Origin of the sequence: Marivita sp. (assembly GCF_022763305.1) — a bacterium.
In the GTDB taxonomy this organism is placed as follows: domain Bacteria; phylum Pseudomonadota; class Alphaproteobacteria; order Rhodobacterales; family Rhodobacteraceae; genus Marivita.
Window position 1 is genome coordinate 1 of the sequence record NZ_JALEGT010000108.1, and the last position, 18,859, is coordinate 18,859.

The window sequence follows — 18,859 nt, forward strand, 5'->3', positions numbered from 1 at the left end:
ATTCAAAATCCCCCGCTGGCAACAGCGTGCGAGTTCGAGTCTCGCCTTGGGCACCACCTCATCAAACCTGTGTCCCGACCCGTGCGGCCCGTCACCTGACGGCCAGAACCTTGTGTCCGGGCAGGTCCTGCAGTTGGGGGTGATCGACATCCATCCTGTCTGCAAATCCCAGCCGAAGGATTTGGCGCATCGCCATGCGCACAGGGCCCATATTCGTGTCGTCCTGCAAAAGGAAGGCGCCTTTGGGCATCAACGGTCTCATCGCGAGAAATTCGCGGAGATGCGTGTCTTTCGATCCGTCAAGATGCAGCAGATCAATCGTCTCTGACGGGTTCTCGTCCACGTATTTCGGCAGTTCCACCAACGAATTCCCGGTGATGAACCGGCACCGCCCGGGAAAGGCCTGTTTCAGCCAGGAAAACGCCGCGGGCACATAGATATCGACCCGCGCCCAGGTCGGGGTCAGCTGCTTGCAGATGTCCACCCCGGTCACGCGCAGTGTCGGATTGGCCGACAAAGCGAGGTAAAGGCTGTGCCCGCCGTTTACGCCGACTTCGAACATATGGGTTGAATGCTGCGCCAGCCAGAACAGGTTTCTCCTCTTGCCATCGAAACGGCCGAGAAGACCGTTGTTTTGAAACTCGGGGTCCCTGTGTCCATAAAACAGATTGCCGTTCAACTCGGCTGTCTGCCCCCACTGCGCGAGGGTGTTCGCCAGATGTGCGTTCAGGTCGGCAAGACCCGCAGTCCAGGCCTCGCAGGCCAGCAACTCGTCGTAGCTCTCGTAGGGCGGCAGTCGAAGGGGGTCTGTCAAGGCTTACTCACTGGTCAATACTGCGCGTGTGTCGTGCTTGAGGCGCAAGGCTTCTGGCGTCCCGAGGCACCGCTGATCCTCGTAACCCTGTTTGCTCTGAGTGTCGGCCGCATGTGCGTCAAGTCAACCGTTAACCGCATTCCGAGGTGGCAACACCGCGGTCGCGCAAATCTCGGGGCGACGGGTGTCGCGCTCTTGTCGAAAGGCACTCCATTCACGGTAGAAACTGGGGCTGTCGCATCGGGGAAATCCATGTCACCCCGGCCCAGTTCACCCGACGGGTGACGATCTTTGCGGTTTGCTCCAGAAGCAGTGTCGACGCATCTGCATAAGCCGCTTTTTGGCGTCTGCCAGAAAATATGATTTTTTCAGTCAACTTTTGATCGAAAAAAGTTGATGCAGCCCCGGTTTTCGCGAAATTTAACCACATCAACAGGTTATTCGGGGGAAGGACCAAGCCAATGGACAAAACGCTCATCATCGTGCTCGACGAGTTCACCGAGCGCGTTTTCGAGTATTCGAACGTGACCCTCTATGACTACGGGTTCATCGACGAAATCACGTTCTTCGATTACGTGTCGAACGGCCTTGGCATGGTGGATGAGACGCGAACCACCTTCGTGGCAGATGAGGGCGGGTTCTATCGCGTCACCCCGGATGATTTCGAATACAGCTTCGAGCGCGATCTCGATTTCAAGGAAGAAGCCACCGTTGAGTTCAACGGACAGGAGGCGGTCGCCACGACCTATTTCGACTTTTTCCGCGCTGCGCCGACGCTGCAGGATTTCCCGGCGCATGGGGATTGGGTCATCGAAGCGATCACGCAGCGTTTGGTCGATCCGTCGCGGACCGAGATCATCGCCATCGATGTCGCGCAAGAGTTCCTGTTGCCGTTTCAGGATGTCACCACGACCTTTGATGGGGTCGAATATGTCGAACCGGCCATGATCGCGGTGGTGTTCGATTTCCTTCAGACCTTTGATGCAGAATTCAATCCGGAATCGGACATCACCTACCTGCCGGCCGCTCTCTCGGTGTCTCTCGGGGACAATACGGTCGATGAATCCGAACTCACCACGCTGGATTACTTCGAGTTGTTTGAGGTGCCGATTTTCCAGGCCTCGGCCAATGAAGGGCAGGCGGGTGTCGACTGGGGCAGCGTCTATCAGAACGTGATCAATGTGGGCGCGTGGAACGTGGCGACAAATGGCGAATTGCTGCTGTCGTCCTTCGAAAGCCTGCCGAATGTCGACCTTGCGGGCGATGGTCTGGTGTTCCGCGAAGACTGGGGGTTCAACTTCGGGACATCCTTCGCCACACCCAAGATCGCGGCGGAATTCATCAATCTTGCCAATGACGTGATCAGCGACCTGAATGCACAGGGCAGCCGTGTCGCCGACTTTTTCGACACCACCTATCTGCCGCCCAGCTATTCGCAACTGGTGGCAACCGCGATCCCGTCGCTGACCACTGATGTGCTCATCACCTTCGACGATCCCAATGCCGGGCTTGTGCTCTTGCCGATCAGCGATGCAACGCTGGCGGAAAACGGCGCCACGCCACGAACGCTTCAAGACGCCGACACCGGGCTGACCGGCAGCACGATTGCATCGCTCGAGGTGCTGTCCGACAGCACCTCTCCGACCGAGGGGCGCGATTTCCTCACTGGAGGTGACTCGGGTGAGACTCTGGCGGCACTGGATGGCAACGACACGCTGTCCGGTCTTGGTGGCGACGACGTGCTCAATGGTGGAGCAGGCGTGGATACGGCGATCTTCTCGGGGCCGCAATTCGCCTACACGCTTCTCATTGCGCCGGGCGAAACCCGGATTGCCGACCGCAGGCCGGATGTGAACGGCACTGACACGCTGGTCGACATCGAGTTTCTGGATTTCACCGTCGATGTTCAGAACGGTCCTTTCAACCTTCAGCAATTTGGCGGCGTGGCCAGCCTGTCACCGCAAGATTTCGAAAGCTTCATCGAGCTCTACATCGCGTACTTCAACCGCGCGCCGGATGCGATCGGGCTCAATTTCTGGGGCACGGCCTTTGCCAATGGCACCACGTTGGAGCAGATGGCATCGCTGTTCATTGATCAGGCCGAAACCCGCGCGACCTATCCCGAGGGCACGTCGAACACCGACTTTGCGACCTCGGTCTACACCAATGTCCTTGGCCGCACACCCGATCAGGCCGGGTTCGACTTCTGGGTCGGGCTTCTGGACAGCGGCGGCGTGTCGCGTGACCAGTTCATCCTCGAGGTGCTGCGCGGGGCCAAATCCGAGCTGAAACCGGAAGAAGGGCAGGCCTTTGTCGATCAGCAATTGCTGGACCGGGCCTTCCTTGAAAACAAGGTCGACATCGGTGCCTATTTCGCGGTGCATCGCGGCATGTCCGATGTGAGCAACGCAACCGAGGTCATGGCCCTGTTCGACGGCTCTCAGGACAGCATCGCAGAGGCCTTCGCGGCGATCGATGCCGATTACCAGGCGGCGCTTGACCCCGAATTGGGGGAATTCCTCGTACAGGTGATCGGGGTCCTCGACCCGCCCGCCATCGCCTGAGGACAGACCGGGCGCGGCGGCACCCCAACGCCGCGCCTATTTCTCCAGCGACGCGATATAGGCCACCATGTCGTCGATATTGCCGCCGATCATGTAGTCGCTGTAGCGCGGCATGTCCGCGTGGATCGGCTGCACGATCCGCGCCCGGATCTGGTCGGGCGACCGGTAGACGGCAATGGCCGCAAAGCTGGGGGGCTCCTGCTTGAACGGGCCACCGGGCTCGATCATGTGACAGGCCGAGCAGTATTCCTCGGCGATCTGGCGTCCCATCGTGGCGTTGGGTGCGTCGGCAAGGGCTATGCCCGACAGGCATGACAGGGCGATAGCTAGGCGCGTGTGGAACATGATCCCCTCCATCCGTCACGTCACATGGGGCCATGCTACGCCGCCATGCAGGTTCGGGCAAAGGGTTTGGTTTCTTTCAGCGGGCCATCACCAGCAACGTCCCAAAAGCTGGCGGACGTGCTACCGGGGCGGGCACCGCCCAGATCACCGGATGCCGCGGGGCGGGCGGCAGCGGTGCGTCAAGATCGGTCAGCACGATGAGCAACGACGGATCGAGCTGTCGGCTGGCCTCGAACACGGGTCCGAAATCGGTGCCGCCACCGCGGCGGATGTCGATCCGCTTCAATCCCTCGGCGCTTTCGAGGCGCGTCCGGCTGTGCAGATCGGTGTCGAAGGCCCACAGATGGACCTCCGCATCGCTGCGCCGCTGGATGCCGAGGGCTTCGGCGGCGAAGAGATCAAGCTGCGAGTCGGTGACGGAACTCGATGTGTCCAGAGCCACGATGATCCGCGGGCGGCGCATGTCACGTGCCAGTCCGGGCTGAAAAGCGGGGGATGGCACGCCCGCGACCTGTGCCGAAGCCTCCTGCGCAACCCAACGGGCGGCGGGGCGTTTGTGCGACTGTCGCGGCACATCGCTCACTGCCTTGAGCAGCAGGCGGCGCAGATGCCGTTCCCACGGCACGGTAGAGCCGGGCAGATCGCCGAACCGGATCAGGGCAGGGCCGATACCGATCCCGGCGCTGCGCCCCAGTTCCAGCGCCTGGTCGACCCGGCTGGCCCAGACGTCGCTTTGGGTTTCGAACGATCCCTTGCTGCTCAGGTCCGGCGCAAATTTCCGCTTGAGCATGTAGTCCTCCACCGCCGGGTTCACCTGTGATGGATCGCCTTCCAGCGGGGCCGACAAGGCGTGATACAGTCGGTCGGTGTCCCACTCGGCAAGGATGTTGGGGGCCACGGTGTCCAAGCCCGGCAAGAGGTCGATCAGTTCCTTGGCCCGCACCGCCGGGCGCGGCAATGCGTGCCTTCCAGCCAACAGCGCCTCGTTCACCATCGCATCCGCTGCAAGAGTGTACAGCTTGGGCTTGAACCCACGCCCCAGCCGCGCCGCCATCTCGGCTTGCCGTGCGGAATGGCGCAGCGCGACGTGAAGAACGTGATGGGCGCAGAGACCGATCTGCTCAGCGGGTGAGAGATGTGTGAAGGACGGCCCGTAGAGTATTGTATCTCCATCTGTTTCCGTCTCTCCGTCGTGGTCCCGATGGGTACACCAGAGCGACAGCGCGGCAATGGCGGGATCGACATCGCCCATCTGGGCCAAGGCCATCCGAGCGCGTCGGCTGTGCTGCCCTGACACCGGACTACAGCGCTCCGGCCTCGGCCCGCGCCTTTGCGTAATCGGCATAGGCCTCGGACCCCCGGAACGCCTCGTGCAGGCCTTGCGCCAGCGCCTTGCGGATCAGCACCTCAAACCCAAAGCTTGACAGCTCGCCCAAGGGCAGCGCCTGAACGCGCTCGGATTTCAGCGTGCGAATATCCGCCATGACGTCGATCACATCGCGGATCGTGTCCGCGTCGGTCTGCGCCACCAGCCCGTAGATCAGCCCGACCAGCCCGTTCAGACTGTCGGGATACAGATCCGCCCGCTGGGCGCGGGGGGTCGCAAGTATGTCCTGAACTGTCACCATCGCGTCCAGCTCATCCGCCACGCGGGCAAATTCGGCGGCGGGGGCCACACCAATCGTGCCCGCCACCATCGTGCCCCGAATACGGCGGTCGGTCACCGCCTGCATGATCTGGCTCACCCGTTCCCACGACCGGGGTGTGCAGGCGATCATCTCACCGCGCCGCAGACTGTCTTCCGTGGTATCCAGCAGATCAGGCCGCGACCGCAGGAAGGCCGTCACCGCGGGATGCAGCGACTGGTCCACCGCGTAGCGTTCCAGCCAGTCCTTTGCGTTGGCCGTGACGTGCAGATGCACAAGCCGGTCCGACAGGGCGGTTCCCATCTCGTAGGCCACCGCACCGTCTTCGACCGTGTTGCCCGCCGCGACAATGAAGACGCTGTCGGGCAGGGTGTGCCGACCGACCCGGCGTTCCTGCAACAGCCCGTAAACCGTCGGCTGAAGATAGGGCGAAGCGGCGGTCAACTCGTCGAGGAACAGCACCGCAGGACGCTCCGGTTCGTCCGGCAAATCCTCGGGCCGATACCAGAGCGTCTTGCGGCTCTCGTGATCGTAATAAGGCAGGCCCCGCAGATCCTGCGGCTCGATCGTCGTCAGGCGGATGTCATAAAGCTGCGCCCCGATCTGTGTTGCAAGCGTCTGCACAAGCTGGGTTTTCCCCACACCGGGCTTGCCGTGCAGCATCCATGACGTCATCAGCGCCCCAGTGCTCTGCGCGTCCCACGCGGCCCGCAACACCTCCAGTGCATCGCCCGCCGACACCGTCTGCGCGTTCACGCTCATGCCGGGGCCTCCTGCGGCGCGGGGCCGTCCAGCAATGCGGCCAGCCGGGCATGGCCGGACACCCCGCGCGCGTCAAAGCTGACCGACCGAAGATAGACATCCTCGCGCAGGTTCGCGCGGTGCAGCAGGCGCTCGGTTAACGCGTCGTCAAACAGCTCTGCCGCGATCAATGCCCGCTCCTCCGCGTTCAGCGACAGGATGCGCGGCTTGCCCTCGCGCGTCTGCACCGACACCAGCGTGAGCGGCGTGACATGCGACAGTTCGGACTGTTCGACCACCAGCATCAGTTCTCCGCTCGTCTGGCCGCGCAGCGCCGCCAGTTTGGTCAGCACCCGCCGCGCGCGGTAGTTCAAATTGTCCAGCACCCGCGCGGCCTCGTCCTCGTCCATCAGCGTCTTGCGCTTTTCGGCCGAGACCCGAAGCACCTTCATCTCGAAGAACCCGATCACGATGATCATGGCCACAGGCGCCTGCGAAATCGGCAGCGCCAGATCGCGCCAGATGAACATGGCGATCACGAAGGGAGAAAGCGCAATGAAATACCGCAGCGGTTCGTTTTCCATGATCACCCGCAGGACCATGCCAAACCCACCACCTTTCGGCAGGAACGCGATGCGGTGCAGAACCTTGCGCGGGACCGATCCGGTCTCGAGCGCCTTGGGGTTCCACACGGTGTCAGGTGACAGGATGAATGCACTCATAGGCTCCGAGGTAGCACCCCGAAGACACGCGGCAAAGTGCGCCGACGGTTTTTCTGTGTCTGGGCTTTTCCTTTGCTTCCCGCGTGATAGCTCAGGGTCATGGTTCTGACGGTTCAAGACGTGAAGAAATCCTTTCCCGGCGCCGAGGGGGAGGTGCCGGTCCTGCGCGGCGTGTCCCTCACGCTCGAGCGGGGCGAGACACTTGCGCTTACCGGAGAGTCGGGATCGGGCAAGAGCACGCTCTTGCATCTCATCGGTGGGCTGGACCGGGTGGACGGCGGGTCGATCACCGTTGCCGGGCGCGAGATCACCGACATGAGCGATACCGACCGCGCGGCGCTGCGGCGCACCGATGTCGGCGTGATCTTTCAACAGTTCAACCTCATCCCGTCGCTCACGGTCGAGGCCAATATCGCCTTTCAGGCCCGTCTTGCCGGAACCTACGACGTTGCCCATGCCAAGCGCCTGTCGGCGGCGCTGGGACTGACCGATCACCTCTTGAAATATCCCGAGGCGCTGTCGGGCGGCCAGCAGCAGCGCGTCGCCATCGCCCGCACGCTCACCGCGCGGCCCAAGCTGGTGCTGGCGGACGAGCCGACCGGCAATCTCGACGAGGCGACGGCGGCCGAGGTGCTGGGCCAGATGCTGGCTCTGGTTCGGGAAACCGGAGCAGGCCTGCTGATGGTGACACATTCGCAAAGTGTTGCCCGCCGGATGGAACGGCACGTGCATCTCAGCCAGGGGCATGTGGTGTGACCTGGGTCACGCTGACCGCTCTGCTGTCGCATTGGCGCTGCAATCGGTTGCAATTCTTTGCACTTGTTGCAGGTCTGGCACTGGCGACCGCGCTCTGGTCCGGAGTGCAGGCGATCAATGCCGAGGCCCGCGCGAGCTATGATGCCGCCGCCGCCACGCTGGGTGAGGGGCAGTTCGACCAGCTTGTGCCCCGCAGCGGGGACCGGATTGACCAGGCCACCTACATCGCGCTGCGCCGCGCGGGCTGGCAGGTGTCGCCGGTGCTCGAAGGTCGGCTGCGCACGAACGCGGGCTCCGTGCGGCTGGTCGGTCTCGAACCGCTCACGGCGCCCGGAACGATTGCCCCGGTGGGGATGTCCGAAGACGCCAATCTGGACGACTTTCTCACGCGGGGCGTGCTCTTTGCCGCGCCGGATGTGGCCGATGCGCTTGGCAGGACGGTCGCGCAGAGGATCATCACGGACCCCTCGATTGCGCCCGGCGTCGCGTTGACGGATATCGGCGTCGCGCAATCGCTTCTGGACGCCGAAGGCCGGCTGAGCCGCCTGATCGTTTCACCCCTCCAGCCCATGGGTCTGCCGCCATTGGAGGACATTGCGCCCGGCCTGTTGCGCCAACCTGCGCAGGATGCGGGCGCGGACCGGCTGACGGACAGTTTCCACCTCAACCTGACCGCCTTCGGTCTTCTGAGCTTTGCGGTCGGCATCTTCATCGTGCACGGCACCATCAGCCTCGCCTTCGAACAGAGGCGGAGCATGGTGCGGACCTTGCGCGCCTTGGGTGTGCCGCTCAGGACATTGATCGGACTGACGGTACTGGAACTCTCCCTGTTCGCGCTTGTGGCGGGTGGGATCGGCGTGGCCCTGGGCTACGTCATTGCGGCGGTTCTGCTGCCGAACGTGGCGGCCACGCTTCAGGGCCTCTATGGGGCGTCCGTGGCAGGAACGTTGCAGCTGCGCCCGGACTGGTGGCTGTCGGGGCTGGCGATTGCGGTGCTGGGCACAGGGCTCGCGGCCTCGGGCGCGCTTTGGGCGATCGCGCGCATGCCGCTTCTCTCCAGTGCACGGCCCCGCGCATGGGCTGTGGCGTCAGGTGTCACCGCCCGGCGACTGGGGGCGCTCGCTGTGCTGCTTTTTCTCACCGGGATCGGTATCGCGATCTGGGGGCAGGGTCTGACACTCGCCTTTGCGCTCTTGGCATGCCTGCTGATCGGTGCAGCGCTGATCCTGCCGCTTCTCCTGCGCAGCGCGGTCACGCTGGCGGATCGTCAGGCGCGGTCTGCGATGTGGCAATGGTTCTGGGCCGACACGCGCCAGCAGGTGCCGGGGATGAGCCTTGCTCTGATGGCGCTCTTGCTGGCCACGGCGGCCAATGTTGGCGTGTCTACAATGGTGTCGAGCTTCCGCGTCACTTTTGTGGATTTTCTCGACCAACGACTTGCGCCCGAGCTGTTCATCCGCATCGAGGACACCGCGCAAAGCGCTGATCTCGAAGCCTTTCTTCTGACCAACGCTTCGGACGTGCTACCGCTTCTGACGGTCGATACAGATGTGGCGGGGGTGCCGACGGAACTCTACGGCGTCCGGGTCGGGCCGACCTATCGCGAGAACTGGCTCTTTCTCGATGACACGCCGGATGTCTGGGATCGGGTCGAGGCGGGACGCGCGGTGGTGGTCAGTGAACAACTGGCACGTCGCGCCGGGCTCTGGACCGAGGACACTGTCACCCTGGCGCCGGACCTCACTCTGCCGATTGCCGCCATCGTCGCCGATTACGGCAATCCGTTGGGGCAGGCCCTGATCGCCGAGCCGTTGTTCCGCCAGCTTTACCCGGACGTGGTGCCGGTCTCTTTCGGGGTTCGGTCCGACGATCCCGACAGGCTGCGCCGCACGCTGACCGAGGAGTACGGACTGCCCGACGCGGCGATCACCGATCAGGCCCGCATCAAGGCCTTCTCGCTTGAGGTGTTCGAACGCACCTTCACCGTCACGGGCGCGCTCAACGTGCTGACCCTTGCGGTTGCGGCCTTCGCCATCCTGATGAGCCTGTTGACCCTCGCCTCCATCCGGGTGCCACAGCTGGCCCCCGCCTGGGCGCTCGGGCTCACCCGGCGCAGGCTGGGACAGCTCGAACTGCTGCGCGCGGTGGTGCTGGCGCTGGTGACGACGGTGCTCGCGATCCCGCTGGGTCTGATGTTGGCCTGGGTGCTGTTGGCCTATGTGAATGTCGAGGCCTTTGGGTGGAAACTGCCGATCTACCTGTTCCCCGCGCATTATGCGATGCTGACGGTCTTCGCGCTGGCCGCGGCAGCGCTGGCGGCGCTCTGGCCCGCGATCCGCTTGGCGCGCACACCGCCGTCCGACCTGCTCAAGGTGTTTGCCAATGACCGTTAGGGCGCTTCTTCTGATCCTCTGGCTGCCGGTTCAGGCCGCCGCACAGGGCTTCGCCGGTCTTGGTACCGACGCCGATGGCTTTGCGGTTCCCACGCCCGATCCCGTGTTCGATTTCCCGAAGGATCATGGGGCGCATCCGGACTATCGGATCGAATGGTGGTACCTGACGGCAAATCTCACTGGACCGGACGGCACGGCGTATGGCGTGCAATGGACGCTCTTCCGATCCGCGCTGGCCCCCGAAACCCGCGAGGGCTGGACCGATCCGCAAGTCTGGTTCGCCCATGCTGCCGTGACCACGCCAGACCGGCATCTTGTGGCCGAACGCATTGCACGGGGCGGCATCGGGCAGGCGGGCGTGACCGTCGATCCCTTTGAGGCCTGGATCGACGATTGGCGCATGTCGGGTCTGGATGTCGAAATGCTGGACCTGACCGCCCGGGGCACCGACTTTGCCTATGATCTTGACCTGCGCGCCACCGGGCCGCTCGTGTTCCACGGGAATGGCGGCTATTCGGTGAAATCTGCCCAGGGGCAGGCGAGCTACTACTATTCCCAACCATTTTACGAGGTGTCAGGCACGCTGACCCTGCCGTCAGGGGACATCCCTGTCACAGGCGCGGCCTGGCTTGACCGGGAATGGTCGTCGCAACCGCTGGCGGACAATCAGTCCGGCTGGGACTGGTTCTCACTCTCCTTTGATAAGGATGACAAGCTGATGGGCTTCCTGTTGCGTGATGACGCGGGCGGCGTCTTTTCCTCGGCCACCTGGATCGCGTCCGATGGCACCACCACCGCCTATCCCGACGGCGCTTTCCGCGCCCGCGCGCTCGAGTGGCACGAGGTGGCCGGACGCGATGTTCCTGTGCGGTGGGCGGTGCAGATGCCGGACAGGGGTGTCGACGTGACCGTGACGGCGCTCAACCCCGACGCGTGGATGGCGCTGTCGATTCCGTATTGGGAGGGGCCTGTGATCGTTCAAGGCTCACATGCCGGGCGCGGCTATCTGGAGATGACAGGCTATGACTGATCCCAACGATCTTGCTGCCTTTCTGGACCTCGGCTGGCAGCGCCTGACGCGGGGCGTCGCTGACCGGCGTACTGCCGCCCGTCATCCGGTCTTTGCCACCGTGTCGCCCGACGGTGCCCCGGAGGCACGAACGGTCGTCCTGCGCGGGGCCAGTCGCAGCGCCGGGACGGTCGAAGTGCATACCGACGGGGGATCCGCGAAAGTGCGGTCCTTGCGCGCCAACCCGCAGGCGCAGCTGATGATCTGGGACGAAAAGGCCAAGCTGCAGATCCGGTTGTCCACACAGGTCACGATCCTGCAGGGCGCAGAGGTGGCGGACCGATGGCAGAGCGTGCCCGAGGGGTCGCGCATCGCGTATGGCGCGTCCCCGACACCCGGCACGCCGATCCTCGAGGCCCATGCCTACACCAAGCTGTCGAGCGGGGATTGGTTCACCGTCCTGATATGCCGAATCGAATCAATAGAACTGATGCAGCTCGTTGAGCCGCACAGACGTGCTGTTTTTCAGGCCGACTCGGCGTGGCAGGGCGCATGGTGCGTGCCGTAAGGTCCGGATTTCACCGGTTTGGCCTGCGCTCTGTTCACAAATCTGAAACTTTTGTCTTGCTTTGAAGTCTTTCTTGAGTAGTGTCTCCGCTACCGAGGAAAGTCGCATCAGTTTTACAGCCGATTGCGCCCGAAAGAGGCAGCGATCGAAAGAAATGGGACGGCAGGGGAGAGCCGTCCCATTTTTTTGTCCGCAAACTTATCCACAGGTCAGCGATCCGGGTTGTTGGCCCTCCAGCGTGTCCACGCATCCGGCGTATCAAGATCGGTGACAGCGTTGTCGCCGGGCAGAGGCACGCGGATCATACGGTGCCGGTTGGCCTGCAGGATGGAACGCGCGCCTTCGTCGCCGGTCAGTGCGCCGAAGGCCGGAAACAGATCAGCGGGAAAGACGACCGGGTGGCCCGGCGTGCCTTCCGCGCTCGTGGCCTGAACAAGGAACTCCCCGCTCGCGTCCGCAAAGGCCTGCATCACCTGACGCAGATCGTCTTCGGTCAGGTCCGGCATGTCTGAAGGCAGGATCATCGCACCCTCGGCGTCCGGGGGCAGCGCCGCCGCCGCATGCCGCAACGAGGCCGACATGCCCTCGTGGGTATCCGGTACGGCGATGAGCCGCAGGTCCAGCCCTTCCAGAACAGCCGCTCGGGGATGGGACAGGCCGGGCAGTGTGACAATCACCTCCGAGCCGGTCGCGAGCGCCCTCCCGGCCACGCCACGCAAGAGCGGCATGCCGTCCACAGGCTCAAGCAACTTGTCCCGGTCGCCCATCCGGCGACTGGCTCCGGCAGCGGGAATCACGATGGCGATCTGGGTCATGCCCTCAGTCTAGCCGCGCATCTGCGCCCCGTCAGCGTCATAGAGCGGAGTTGTGATCAACGTGGCGTCGCACATCTCGCCGAGGATCTCGATCTGCGCTTTTTGCCCCTCTGTGGCATGGCTGCGCGGGATCAGGCCTAGTGCGATGGATTTGCCTGCATGGTGCGAATAGCCGCCAGAGGTGCAGAACCCCTGTACCGCGCCATCGATCCAGATCGGCTCATAGGCATTCACGTCGGCATCGTTCACCGCCACCTCGAAGGCGCAGAGCACACGGTCAGGCGGGTTGGCGCGCTCGGCCTCGGCGGCGGCCCGTCCGATGAAATCGGCATTCTTTGACCACGCGATAAAGCGGTCCATCCCGGTCTCTCCGGGGGTGTAGTCCGGCGAAAACTCCGACAGCCAAGACCCGAAGAACTTGTCGAGCCGCAGCGACATCATCGCCCGCATGCCGAAGGGCTTTATCCCGTGGTCGTGCCCGGCGGTCCAAAGCGTGTTCCACAACTGCCGCTGCGCCACCGGTTCGCAGTAAATCTCGTAGCCCAGACCGGCGGTATAGCTGACGCGCTGCACAAGGCAGGGCGTCATTCCGATGGTCATCGGACGCACATCCATGAACTTCAGATCCGTCGCATCCCGCGTAACGGCGTCCAGCACCTTGCGGGCATTCGGCCCCGCGATCTGGAACCCCGTGAGCGCGTCCGACACGTTGCGCACGGTCACGCCCTCGGCGGCGTTCTGTTCGAACCAGCGCATGTGATAGGCCTGCGCGCCATAGCTGGCAGTCAGTTGGAAATGGGTGTCCGACAGGCACGAGATGGTGAAATCCCCGATCAATCGCCCCTTGTGCGACAGCATCGGCGTCAACGACAAACGCCCCGGTTTCGGCACACGGCCTGCTATCACGTGGTCGAGCCAGTCGCGCGCGTTCGGCCCTGTCACTTCGTACTTGCCGAAGTTCTGAACCTCATTGATTCCAACGGCTTCGCGGACGGCCTTCACCTCGCGCGCCGTGGCCTCCCACGCGTTGGAGCGGCGGAACGACGGGGTTTCGTACCGCACTTCGTCGCCTTCGGCAAAATAGTTGACCACCTCCAACCCGAACTGCGCGCCCCAGACCGCGCCCATATTGTCGAAGATGTCATACATCATCGTCGTACGATTGGGCCGCGCGGCAGGCAGCTCCTCGTTCGGATAGCTGACGGAAAAGCGTTTCTGGTAGTTCTCGATCACCTTGGGCAGGGTGTAGCCCGGGCTGATCCAATCCCCGAACCGCGCCACATCCATCGCCGACACATCACGCTCGCATTCGCCCTCGATCATCCACTGCGCCAGCATCAGACCGACCCCGCCACCCTGGCTGAAGCCCGCCATGACACCGCAGGCGGACCAGTAGTTCCGCAGCCCCGGCACCGGGCCAACCAGCGGGTTCCCGTCCGGCGCAAAGGTGAACGGCCCGTGGATCACCGATTTCACGCCCGCGCGTTCCAGCACCGGGAAGCGTTTGTAGGCGAAGGCGATGCTGTCTTCTATCTTGTCAAAGTCATCAGGCAACAACTCATGCCCGAAGGTCCACGGCGTGCCATCCACCGCCCAGGGGCGGCAGGGCTGTTCGTAGAACCCGATGCAGAGCCCGCGCCCCTCCTGTCGCAGATAGGACTCGCCCGCCGGGTCCATCACATGCGGATGCTCGCTGTCCCGCTCATAGATCTCCGCGATCTCGTCGGTGACGATGTACTGATGCTCCATCGGATGCAGCGGCAGATACACCCCCGCCATCGCGCCCACTTCGCGCGCCCAGAGGCCTCCCGCATTGACCACGTGTTCGGCATGGATCGTGCCCTTGTCGGTCACCACGTTCCACGTCCCGTCCGGGCGTTGCGTGGTTTCCTGCACCATCACATGGGTTTCGATCGTGGCCCCGCCCATCCGCGCCGCCTTGGCATAGGCATGGGTTGTGCCCGACGGATCAAGGTGCCCGTCAAGTGGGTCGTACAAAGCGCCAAGGATACCCTCCAGATTGGTGATCGGCGCGATCTTGGCGATCTCCTCGGGACCGACGATCTGCGTGTCCAGCCCCATGTAGCGGTGCTTGGCCCGCTCGGCGAGCAGCATGTCGAACCGGTCGCGGTTGTCGGCCAGCGTGATGCCGCCCACATGGTGCAGACCGCAGGACATGCCGGTGATCTCTTCCAGCTCCTTGTAGAGCCGGATCGTATAGCCCTGAAGCGCCGCCATGTTGGTGTCGCCGTTGAGCGTGTGAAACCCGCCCGCCGCGTGCCATGTGCTGCCCGAGGTCAGCTCCGACCGCTCCACCAGCATCACGTCCGACCAGCCCAGCTTGGTCAGGTGATAGAGCACCGAAACCCCGACGACCCCGCCGCCAATCACCACCACACGCGCCTGCGTTTTCATGCGATCTCTCCTTGATCCGTTGTGCCGACCATGTGGCGGGCCATGTCATGGCGTCCTGTCGGAAAACGACACGCGGTGTCGGCTTGTGGCAATCGTATGCACCGGATGAACGCGAGGGTAGGCCAAGCATGCAAGGAGTCGCCCAAGATGAAAACCCACGCCCAGGCCGTTGTCATCGGAGGCGGAGTCATCGGCTGTTCGATTTTATACCATTTGGTAAAACTGGGCTGGACCGATGTCGTGCTGCTCGAACGCGACGAGCTGACCAGTGGCAGCACTTGGCACGCGGCGGCGAACATCCACGGGCTGCATGACAGCACCAATATCAGCCGCATCCAGCATTACACCATGAGCCTTTACAACCAGCTCGAGGCCGAGACCGGCCAAAGCTGCGGCGTGTTCCAGCCGGGATCGCTCTACCTTGCTCAGACGGAGGCGCGCGAACACCAGCTGCGCCTGCAGGCGGCCAAGGCCAGGCTCTACGGCATGAACTTCCACGAGGTCAGCCGAACCGAGGCCGAGGCGCTGCACCCGCTGGTCAATTTCGACGGCATCCGCTGCATCATGTACGAACCCGATGGCGGCAATGTGGACCCGTCCGGCGTGACCGCCGCCTATGCCGCAGGCGCGCGCCAGAAGGGGGCGGAGATCCACCGCTTCACGCCCGTCACAGCGACCGAGCCGCAACCGGACGGCACTTGGATCGTCCGGACGCCCAAAGGCGACATCCGGACGGAGTGGGTGATCAACGCCGCCGGTCTCTGGGGCCGCGAGGTGGCGGCGCTGGCAGGGATCAAACTGCCGCTCCTGCCCACCGAACACCAGTATTTCGTCACCGAGGCGATTGCCGACATCGAGGCGATGGACCGCCGTCTGCCTTCGGTCGCGGACCGGGACGGCGAATACTACCTCCGGCAGGAGGGCAAGGGCCTGCTCGTGGGGGCCTACGAGAAAGACGTGCGCTTCTGGGCCGAGGACGGCACACCGCAGGGCTTTGGCCACGAACTCTTCGCCGACGATCTCGAACGGATCGAACCCAACATGATGCGGGCGATCGACCGGGTGCCCGCCGTGGGCACCGCCGGGATCAAGCGGGTGATCAATGGCCCGATGATCTGGTCGCCGGACAGCAACGTGTTGCTGGGTCCGGTGCCCGAGAAACCGGGCTATTTCTGCTGCAACGGCATCATTCCGGGCTTCTCGCAATCGGGTGGCATGGGGCTGATGGTGGCGCAATGGATCATCGAAGGCGAGATGCAGTACGACATGTTCGCCTGGGACATCGCGCGCTTCGGCGACTGGGCGGATGCCAAATTCACCAAGGCGCGGGTGGGCGATCAATACGCACACCGCTTCAAGATCCACTTCCCCGGTGAGGAACGCGGGGCGGGTCGCCCGGTGCGCACCCGCCCGGTCTACGAGATGCAGAAAGACATGGGGGCGGTATTCGGCCTGAACTACGGCTGGGAGCATCCGCTCTATTTCTCGAAGGACATCCCCGACAGCGCAGGCTTCACCCGCCAGCCCTGGTGGGATGTGGTGGGCCACGAGGCCCGCACGCTGCGGGACAAGGCCGGGATCATCGACATCTCGAACTTCGCCAAGTACCGTGTGACCGGGCCGGGGGCCGAGGCGTGGCTCAACGCCGTCTTCGCCAACCGGATGCCGCAGGAGGTGGGGCGGTCCTGCCTGACACCGCTGATCGGCAAGCGCGGTGGCATCGCAGGCGATGCGACGGTCACGCGACTGGCCGAGGACGCGTTCTGGATCATCAGTTCCGGCATGGCCGAGCGTTACCAGAAACGCTTCTACGACGCGGTGCCGCTGCCCGAGGGCACAGTCTTCGAAAGCCTCACCAACACCTGGTGCGGGTTCAATGTGGCGGGGCCTCAGTCGCGCCGGATGCTGGAGCGCCTGACCAACGTGTCGCTCGACACGGCAGACTGGCCCTTCATGCGATCACGGATGATCGAGCTGGCCGGCGTCGAGGTGATGGCCCTGCGCGTGTCCTTCACCGGCGATCTGGGCTGGGAGCTGCATTGCCGCGCCGAGGATCAGGTGGCGCTTTACACTGCGCTGCTGGAGGCGGGGCAGGCGTTCGGCGCAGCCCCGGTGGGCAGTCGTGCCCTGATGAGCCTGCGCATGGAAAAGGGCTACGGGTCATGGGGCCGGGAATACAGCCCCGAATACTGGCCGCAGGAATGCGGGCTGGACCGCCTGTGCCGCCGCGACAAACCCTATCTGAACAGCGCGGCGGCATTGGCCAACATGGAAAAGGCCCCACGCGAAAAGATGGTGCTGCTGGCACTGAACGAAGAGGACACCACAGCCTCGAACGCCGACGCGACCGGGGGCGAGCCGATCTTCAAGGACGGGGTCGGCATTGGCCGGGTCAGCTCCGGCGCCTATGGCTACCATGTCGGGATGTCTCTGGCGCTTGGCTTCGTCAAGAACGCGAGGCCGGGGGATCAGGTCGAAGTGATGGTGCTGGGCCGCCCACATTGGGCTGTGATCCTTGACCGACCACCTTTTGACCCCGAGGGCACAAGGCTGCGCGCCTGATCTTCTCTGGTTTATAAATACTTTGGGGGAGGCCGCCGAAGGCGGGCGGGGGCGTCGTCCATTGGGCTTGAACCAATGGCGCACCAATGGACGACCCCCAGGACGTTTCCGTCAACGGAAACGCCAAACGCGTCGACGCGTTTGGCGCGCCCCCTGATCACTCCGCCGCCAAAGGCCGGATCTTGAGCGCCGTGATACGGTTGTTCTCGCGCGCCATGACCTCGAAGCGGAAGCCGTGGAAGCTGAAGACCTGACCGATGGTCGGGATCATCTGCGCCTCGTGAATCACCAGACCGGCCACCGTGTTGGCCTCGTCATCGGGCAGCGACCAGTCGAGCGCCCGGTTCAGGTCGCGGATCGTCATCGCGCCGTCGATCCAGTAGTTCCCGTCCTCGCCGCGCTTGACCGTCTGGCTGCCATCGGGATCGAATTCGTCGGTGATCTCGCCCACGATTTCCTCGAGAATGTCCTCGAGCGTGATCAGCCCCTGAAGGGCACCGTATTCATCCACCACCAGCGCAAAATGCGTCCGGCGGCGCAGGAACTGGCGCATCTGGTCGTCAAGCGACGTGCTGTCGGGGATGAAGTAGGGCTTCATCGCCACGTCGGCGAATTTGAAGCTGCTCATCGCCTCGGCGGGTTTGTCGCTTTCCTGCATGAAGCGGTACATCGCGCGGAAGAGATCCTTGGCATGCACCACGCCGATGATGTTCTCGGGGTCGCCGCGATAGACCGGCAGGCGCGTGTGGTTCGATTCCAGACACTGGCGCAGGATGTCCTGCGGATCGTTGTCGGCGTCGATCATCTCGATGCCCGAGCGGTGGAGCATGATCTCTTCCACCGTGCGTTCGCTGAGATCAAGCGCGCCCAGAATACGGTCACGGTCTTCCTTTTCAACCACCCCTTCGGAATGGCCCAGTTGCAGCGCACCGGCGATTTCCTCGCGCACGGCAAGGATGTGGCTGTCGGGGTCGGTCTTGACCCCGAACACGCTCAGCACGCCGCGCACCAGCATCCGCACGGCCCCCACGATGGGCGAGAAAATCGTAATCACCAGCTGGATCACCGGCGACACACGGCTGGCCGCGGTTTCGGGGTTGGTGATGGCATAGGTCTTGGGCAACACCTCGGCAAAGACCAGCACGAGCACGGTCATCACCAAAGTGGCCAGCGCCACGCCGGATTCGCCGAAAAGCCGGGTGAAGAGGGCGGTGGCCAGCGAGGTGGCCAGGATGTTGACAAGGTTGTTGCCCAGCAGGACCGAGCCGATCAGCCGTTCGTTGTCCTCGGTGATCTTCAGCGCCCGGTCGGCCCCCTTGGAGCCCTTGTCGGACATCGACCGCAGCTTGCCGCGCGACGCGGCTGTCAGCGCGGTTTCAGAGCCGCTGAAGAAGGCGGACATGACAAGCAACCCCAGAATGGCGGCTGCGGTGATCCAGAGTGCGGCATCGGCCGTCGTCGAAGCGGGGTCCATGAGATCCAACGTTTTGAAAACTTGACAGGGTTATG

Annotated in this window: 15 protein-coding genes; 6 read left to right on the top strand and 9 right to left on the bottom strand. The window is 63.7% G+C overall.

Annotated elements, in window-relative coordinates; all coding sequences use genetic code 11:
* Positions 1–91 precede the first annotated feature (91 nt).
* Together MRY75_RS18925 and MRY75_RS18930 are read right to left on the bottom strand one after the other, a co-directional pair.
* Positions 92–814, bottom strand: a complete 723-nt coding sequence (locus MRY75_RS18925; protein ID WP_292309568.1) for a class I SAM-dependent methyltransferase — start codon at positions 812–814, stop codon at positions 92–94.
* Between the two features lie 214 nt (positions 815–1,028).
* Positions 1,029–1,292 carry a hypothetical protein gene (locus tag MRY75_RS18930; protein ID WP_292309569.1) on the bottom strand — a complete coding sequence of 88 codons (264 nt, stop codon included), beginning with the start codon at positions 1,290–1,292 and terminating at the stop codon, positions 1,029–1,031.
* Here MRY75_RS18930 and MRY75_RS18935 point away from each other — a divergent pair.
* The gene (locus tag MRY75_RS18935) at positions 1,276–3,378 is read left to right on the top strand and encodes a DUF4214 domain-containing protein (protein ID WP_292309570.1); all 2,103 of its coding nucleotides are present in this window, start codon (positions 1,276–1,278) and stop codon (positions 3,376–3,378) included. The genes MRY75_RS18930 and MRY75_RS18935 overlap by 17 nt on opposite strands.
* A gap of 36 nt (positions 3,379–3,414) precedes the next feature.
* Here the strand turns inward: MRY75_RS18935 and MRY75_RS18940 are convergent, their stop codons facing one another.
* From MRY75_RS18940 to MRY75_RS18955, 4 genes are all read right to left on the bottom strand, one after another.
* Entirely contained in the window at positions 3,415–3,723 is a 309-nt protein-coding gene (locus MRY75_RS18940; RefSeq protein ID WP_292309571.1) for a cytochrome c, read from the bottom strand.
* A 76-nt stretch (positions 3,724–3,799) separates the two neighbouring features.
* A complete protein-coding gene (locus MRY75_RS18945) occupies positions 3,800–5,068 on the bottom strand; it encodes a VWA-like domain-containing protein (RefSeq protein WP_292309572.1) in 1,269 nt (422 codons plus the stop codon).
* Positions 5,025–6,131, bottom strand: coding sequence for a MoxR family ATPase (locus tag MRY75_RS18950; RefSeq protein ID WP_292309573.1), 1,107 nt, complete (start codon positions 6,129–6,131; stop codon positions 5,025–5,027). Before MRY75_RS18950 ends, MRY75_RS18945 begins: the two co-directional genes overlap by 44 nt.
* Complete coding sequence (locus MRY75_RS18955) at positions 6,128–6,832, bottom strand: hypothetical protein (RefSeq protein ID WP_292309574.1); 705 nt, start codon at positions 6,830–6,832, stop codon at positions 6,128–6,130. The genes MRY75_RS18950 and MRY75_RS18955 overlap by 4 nt, the downstream gene beginning before the upstream one ends.
* A gap of 99 nt (positions 6,833–6,931) precedes the next feature.
* On the opposite strand from MRY75_RS18955, the gene MRY75_RS18960 reads away from it, so the two are divergent.
* Genes MRY75_RS18960 through MRY75_RS18975 form a run of 4 tightly spaced genes read left to right on the top strand, consistent with a single transcriptional unit; the run spans position 6,932 to position 11,558 of the window.
* Positions 6,932–7,588, top strand: coding sequence for an ABC transporter ATP-binding protein (locus tag MRY75_RS18960; protein WP_292309575.1), 657 nt, complete (start codon positions 6,932–6,934; stop codon positions 7,586–7,588).
* Entirely contained in the window at positions 7,585–9,981 is a 2,397-nt protein-coding gene (locus tag MRY75_RS18965; RefSeq protein WP_292309576.1) for an ABC transporter permease, read from the top strand. Before MRY75_RS18960 ends, MRY75_RS18965 begins: the two co-directional genes overlap by 4 nt.
* Positions 9,971–11,011: a lipocalin-like domain-containing protein gene (locus MRY75_RS18970; RefSeq protein ID WP_292309577.1), complete on the top strand. Its 1,041-nt coding sequence runs from the start codon at positions 9,971–9,973 to the stop codon at positions 11,009–11,011. Before MRY75_RS18965 ends, MRY75_RS18970 begins: the two co-directional genes overlap by 11 nt.
* Positions 11,004–11,558, top strand: coding sequence for a pyridoxamine 5'-phosphate oxidase family protein (locus MRY75_RS18975; protein WP_292309578.1), 555 nt, complete (start codon positions 11,004–11,006; stop codon positions 11,556–11,558). Before MRY75_RS18970 ends, MRY75_RS18975 begins: the two co-directional genes overlap by 8 nt.
* A gap of 209 nt (positions 11,559–11,767) precedes the next feature.
* Here MRY75_RS18975 and MRY75_RS18980 read toward each other — a convergent pair whose 3' ends face one another.
* Positions 11,768–12,373 carry a nucleotidyltransferase family protein gene (locus tag MRY75_RS18980; protein ID WP_292309579.1) on the bottom strand — a complete coding sequence of 202 codons (606 nt, stop codon included), beginning with the start codon at positions 12,371–12,373 and terminating at the stop codon, positions 11,768–11,770.
* Positions 12,374–12,382: 9 nt separating this feature from the next.
* Positions 12,383–14,788, bottom strand: a complete 2,406-nt coding sequence (locus MRY75_RS18985; protein ID WP_292309580.1) for an FAD-dependent oxidoreductase — start codon at positions 14,786–14,788, stop codon at positions 12,383–12,385.
* Between the two features lie 147 nt (positions 14,789–14,935).
* Between MRY75_RS18985 and MRY75_RS18990 the strand changes: the two genes are divergently transcribed.
* A complete protein-coding gene (locus tag MRY75_RS18990) occupies positions 14,936–17,350 on the top strand; it encodes an FAD-dependent oxidoreductase (protein WP_292309581.1) in 2,415 nt (804 codons plus the stop codon).
* Positions 17,351–17,507: 157 nt separating this feature from the next.
* On the opposite strand, the gene MRY75_RS18995 is transcribed toward MRY75_RS18990, so the two are convergent.
* Entirely contained in the window at positions 17,508–18,824 is a 1,317-nt protein-coding gene (locus MRY75_RS18995) for an HlyC/CorC family transporter (protein WP_292309582.1), read from the bottom strand.
* Positions 18,825–18,859 lie beyond the last annotated feature (35 nt).

Coding starts and splice junctions, on each gene's coding strand:
- MRY75_RS18990 (WP_292309581.1), top strand. CDS start 14,936: ATGAAAACCCACGCCCAGGCCGTTGTCATCGGAGGCGGAGTCATCGGC.
- MRY75_RS18930 (WP_292309569.1), bottom strand. CDS start 1,292: ATGAGCGTTTTGTCCATTGGCTTGGTCCTTCCCCCGAATAACCTGTTG.
- MRY75_RS18955 (WP_292309574.1), bottom strand. CDS start 6,832: ATGAGTGCATTCATCCTGTCACCTGACACCGTGTGGAACCCCAAGGCG.
- MRY75_RS18975 (WP_292309578.1), top strand. CDS start 11,004: ATGACTGATCCCAACGATCTTGCTGCCTTTCTGGACCTCGGCTGGCAG.
- MRY75_RS18995 (WP_292309582.1), bottom strand. CDS start 18,824: ATGGACCCCGCTTCGACGACGGCCGATGCCGCACTCTGGATCACCGCA.
- MRY75_RS18970 (WP_292309577.1), top strand. CDS start 9,971: ATGACCGTTAGGGCGCTTCTTCTGATCCTCTGGCTGCCGGTTCAGGCC.
- MRY75_RS18950 (WP_292309573.1), bottom strand. CDS start 6,131: ATGAGCGTGAACGCGCAGACGGTGTCGGCGGGCGATGCACTGGAGGTG.
- MRY75_RS18940 (WP_292309571.1), bottom strand. CDS start 3,723: ATGTTCCACACGCGCCTAGCTATCGCCCTGTCATGCCTGTCGGGCATA.
- MRY75_RS18945 (WP_292309572.1), bottom strand. CDS start 5,068: ATGCCGATTACGCAAAGGCGCGGGCCGAGGCCGGAGCGCTGTAGTCCG.
- MRY75_RS18935 (WP_292309570.1), top strand. CDS start 1,276: ATGGACAAAACGCTCATCATCGTGCTCGACGAGTTCACCGAGCGCGTT.
- MRY75_RS18960 (WP_292309575.1), top strand. CDS start 6,932: ATGGTTCTGACGGTTCAAGACGTGAAGAAATCCTTTCCCGGCGCCGAG.
- MRY75_RS18985 (WP_292309580.1), bottom strand. CDS start 14,788: ATGAAAACGCAGGCGCGTGTGGTGGTGATTGGCGGCGGGGTCGTCGGG.
- MRY75_RS18980 (WP_292309579.1), bottom strand. CDS start 12,373: ATGACCCAGATCGCCATCGTGATTCCCGCTGCCGGAGCCAGTCGCCGG.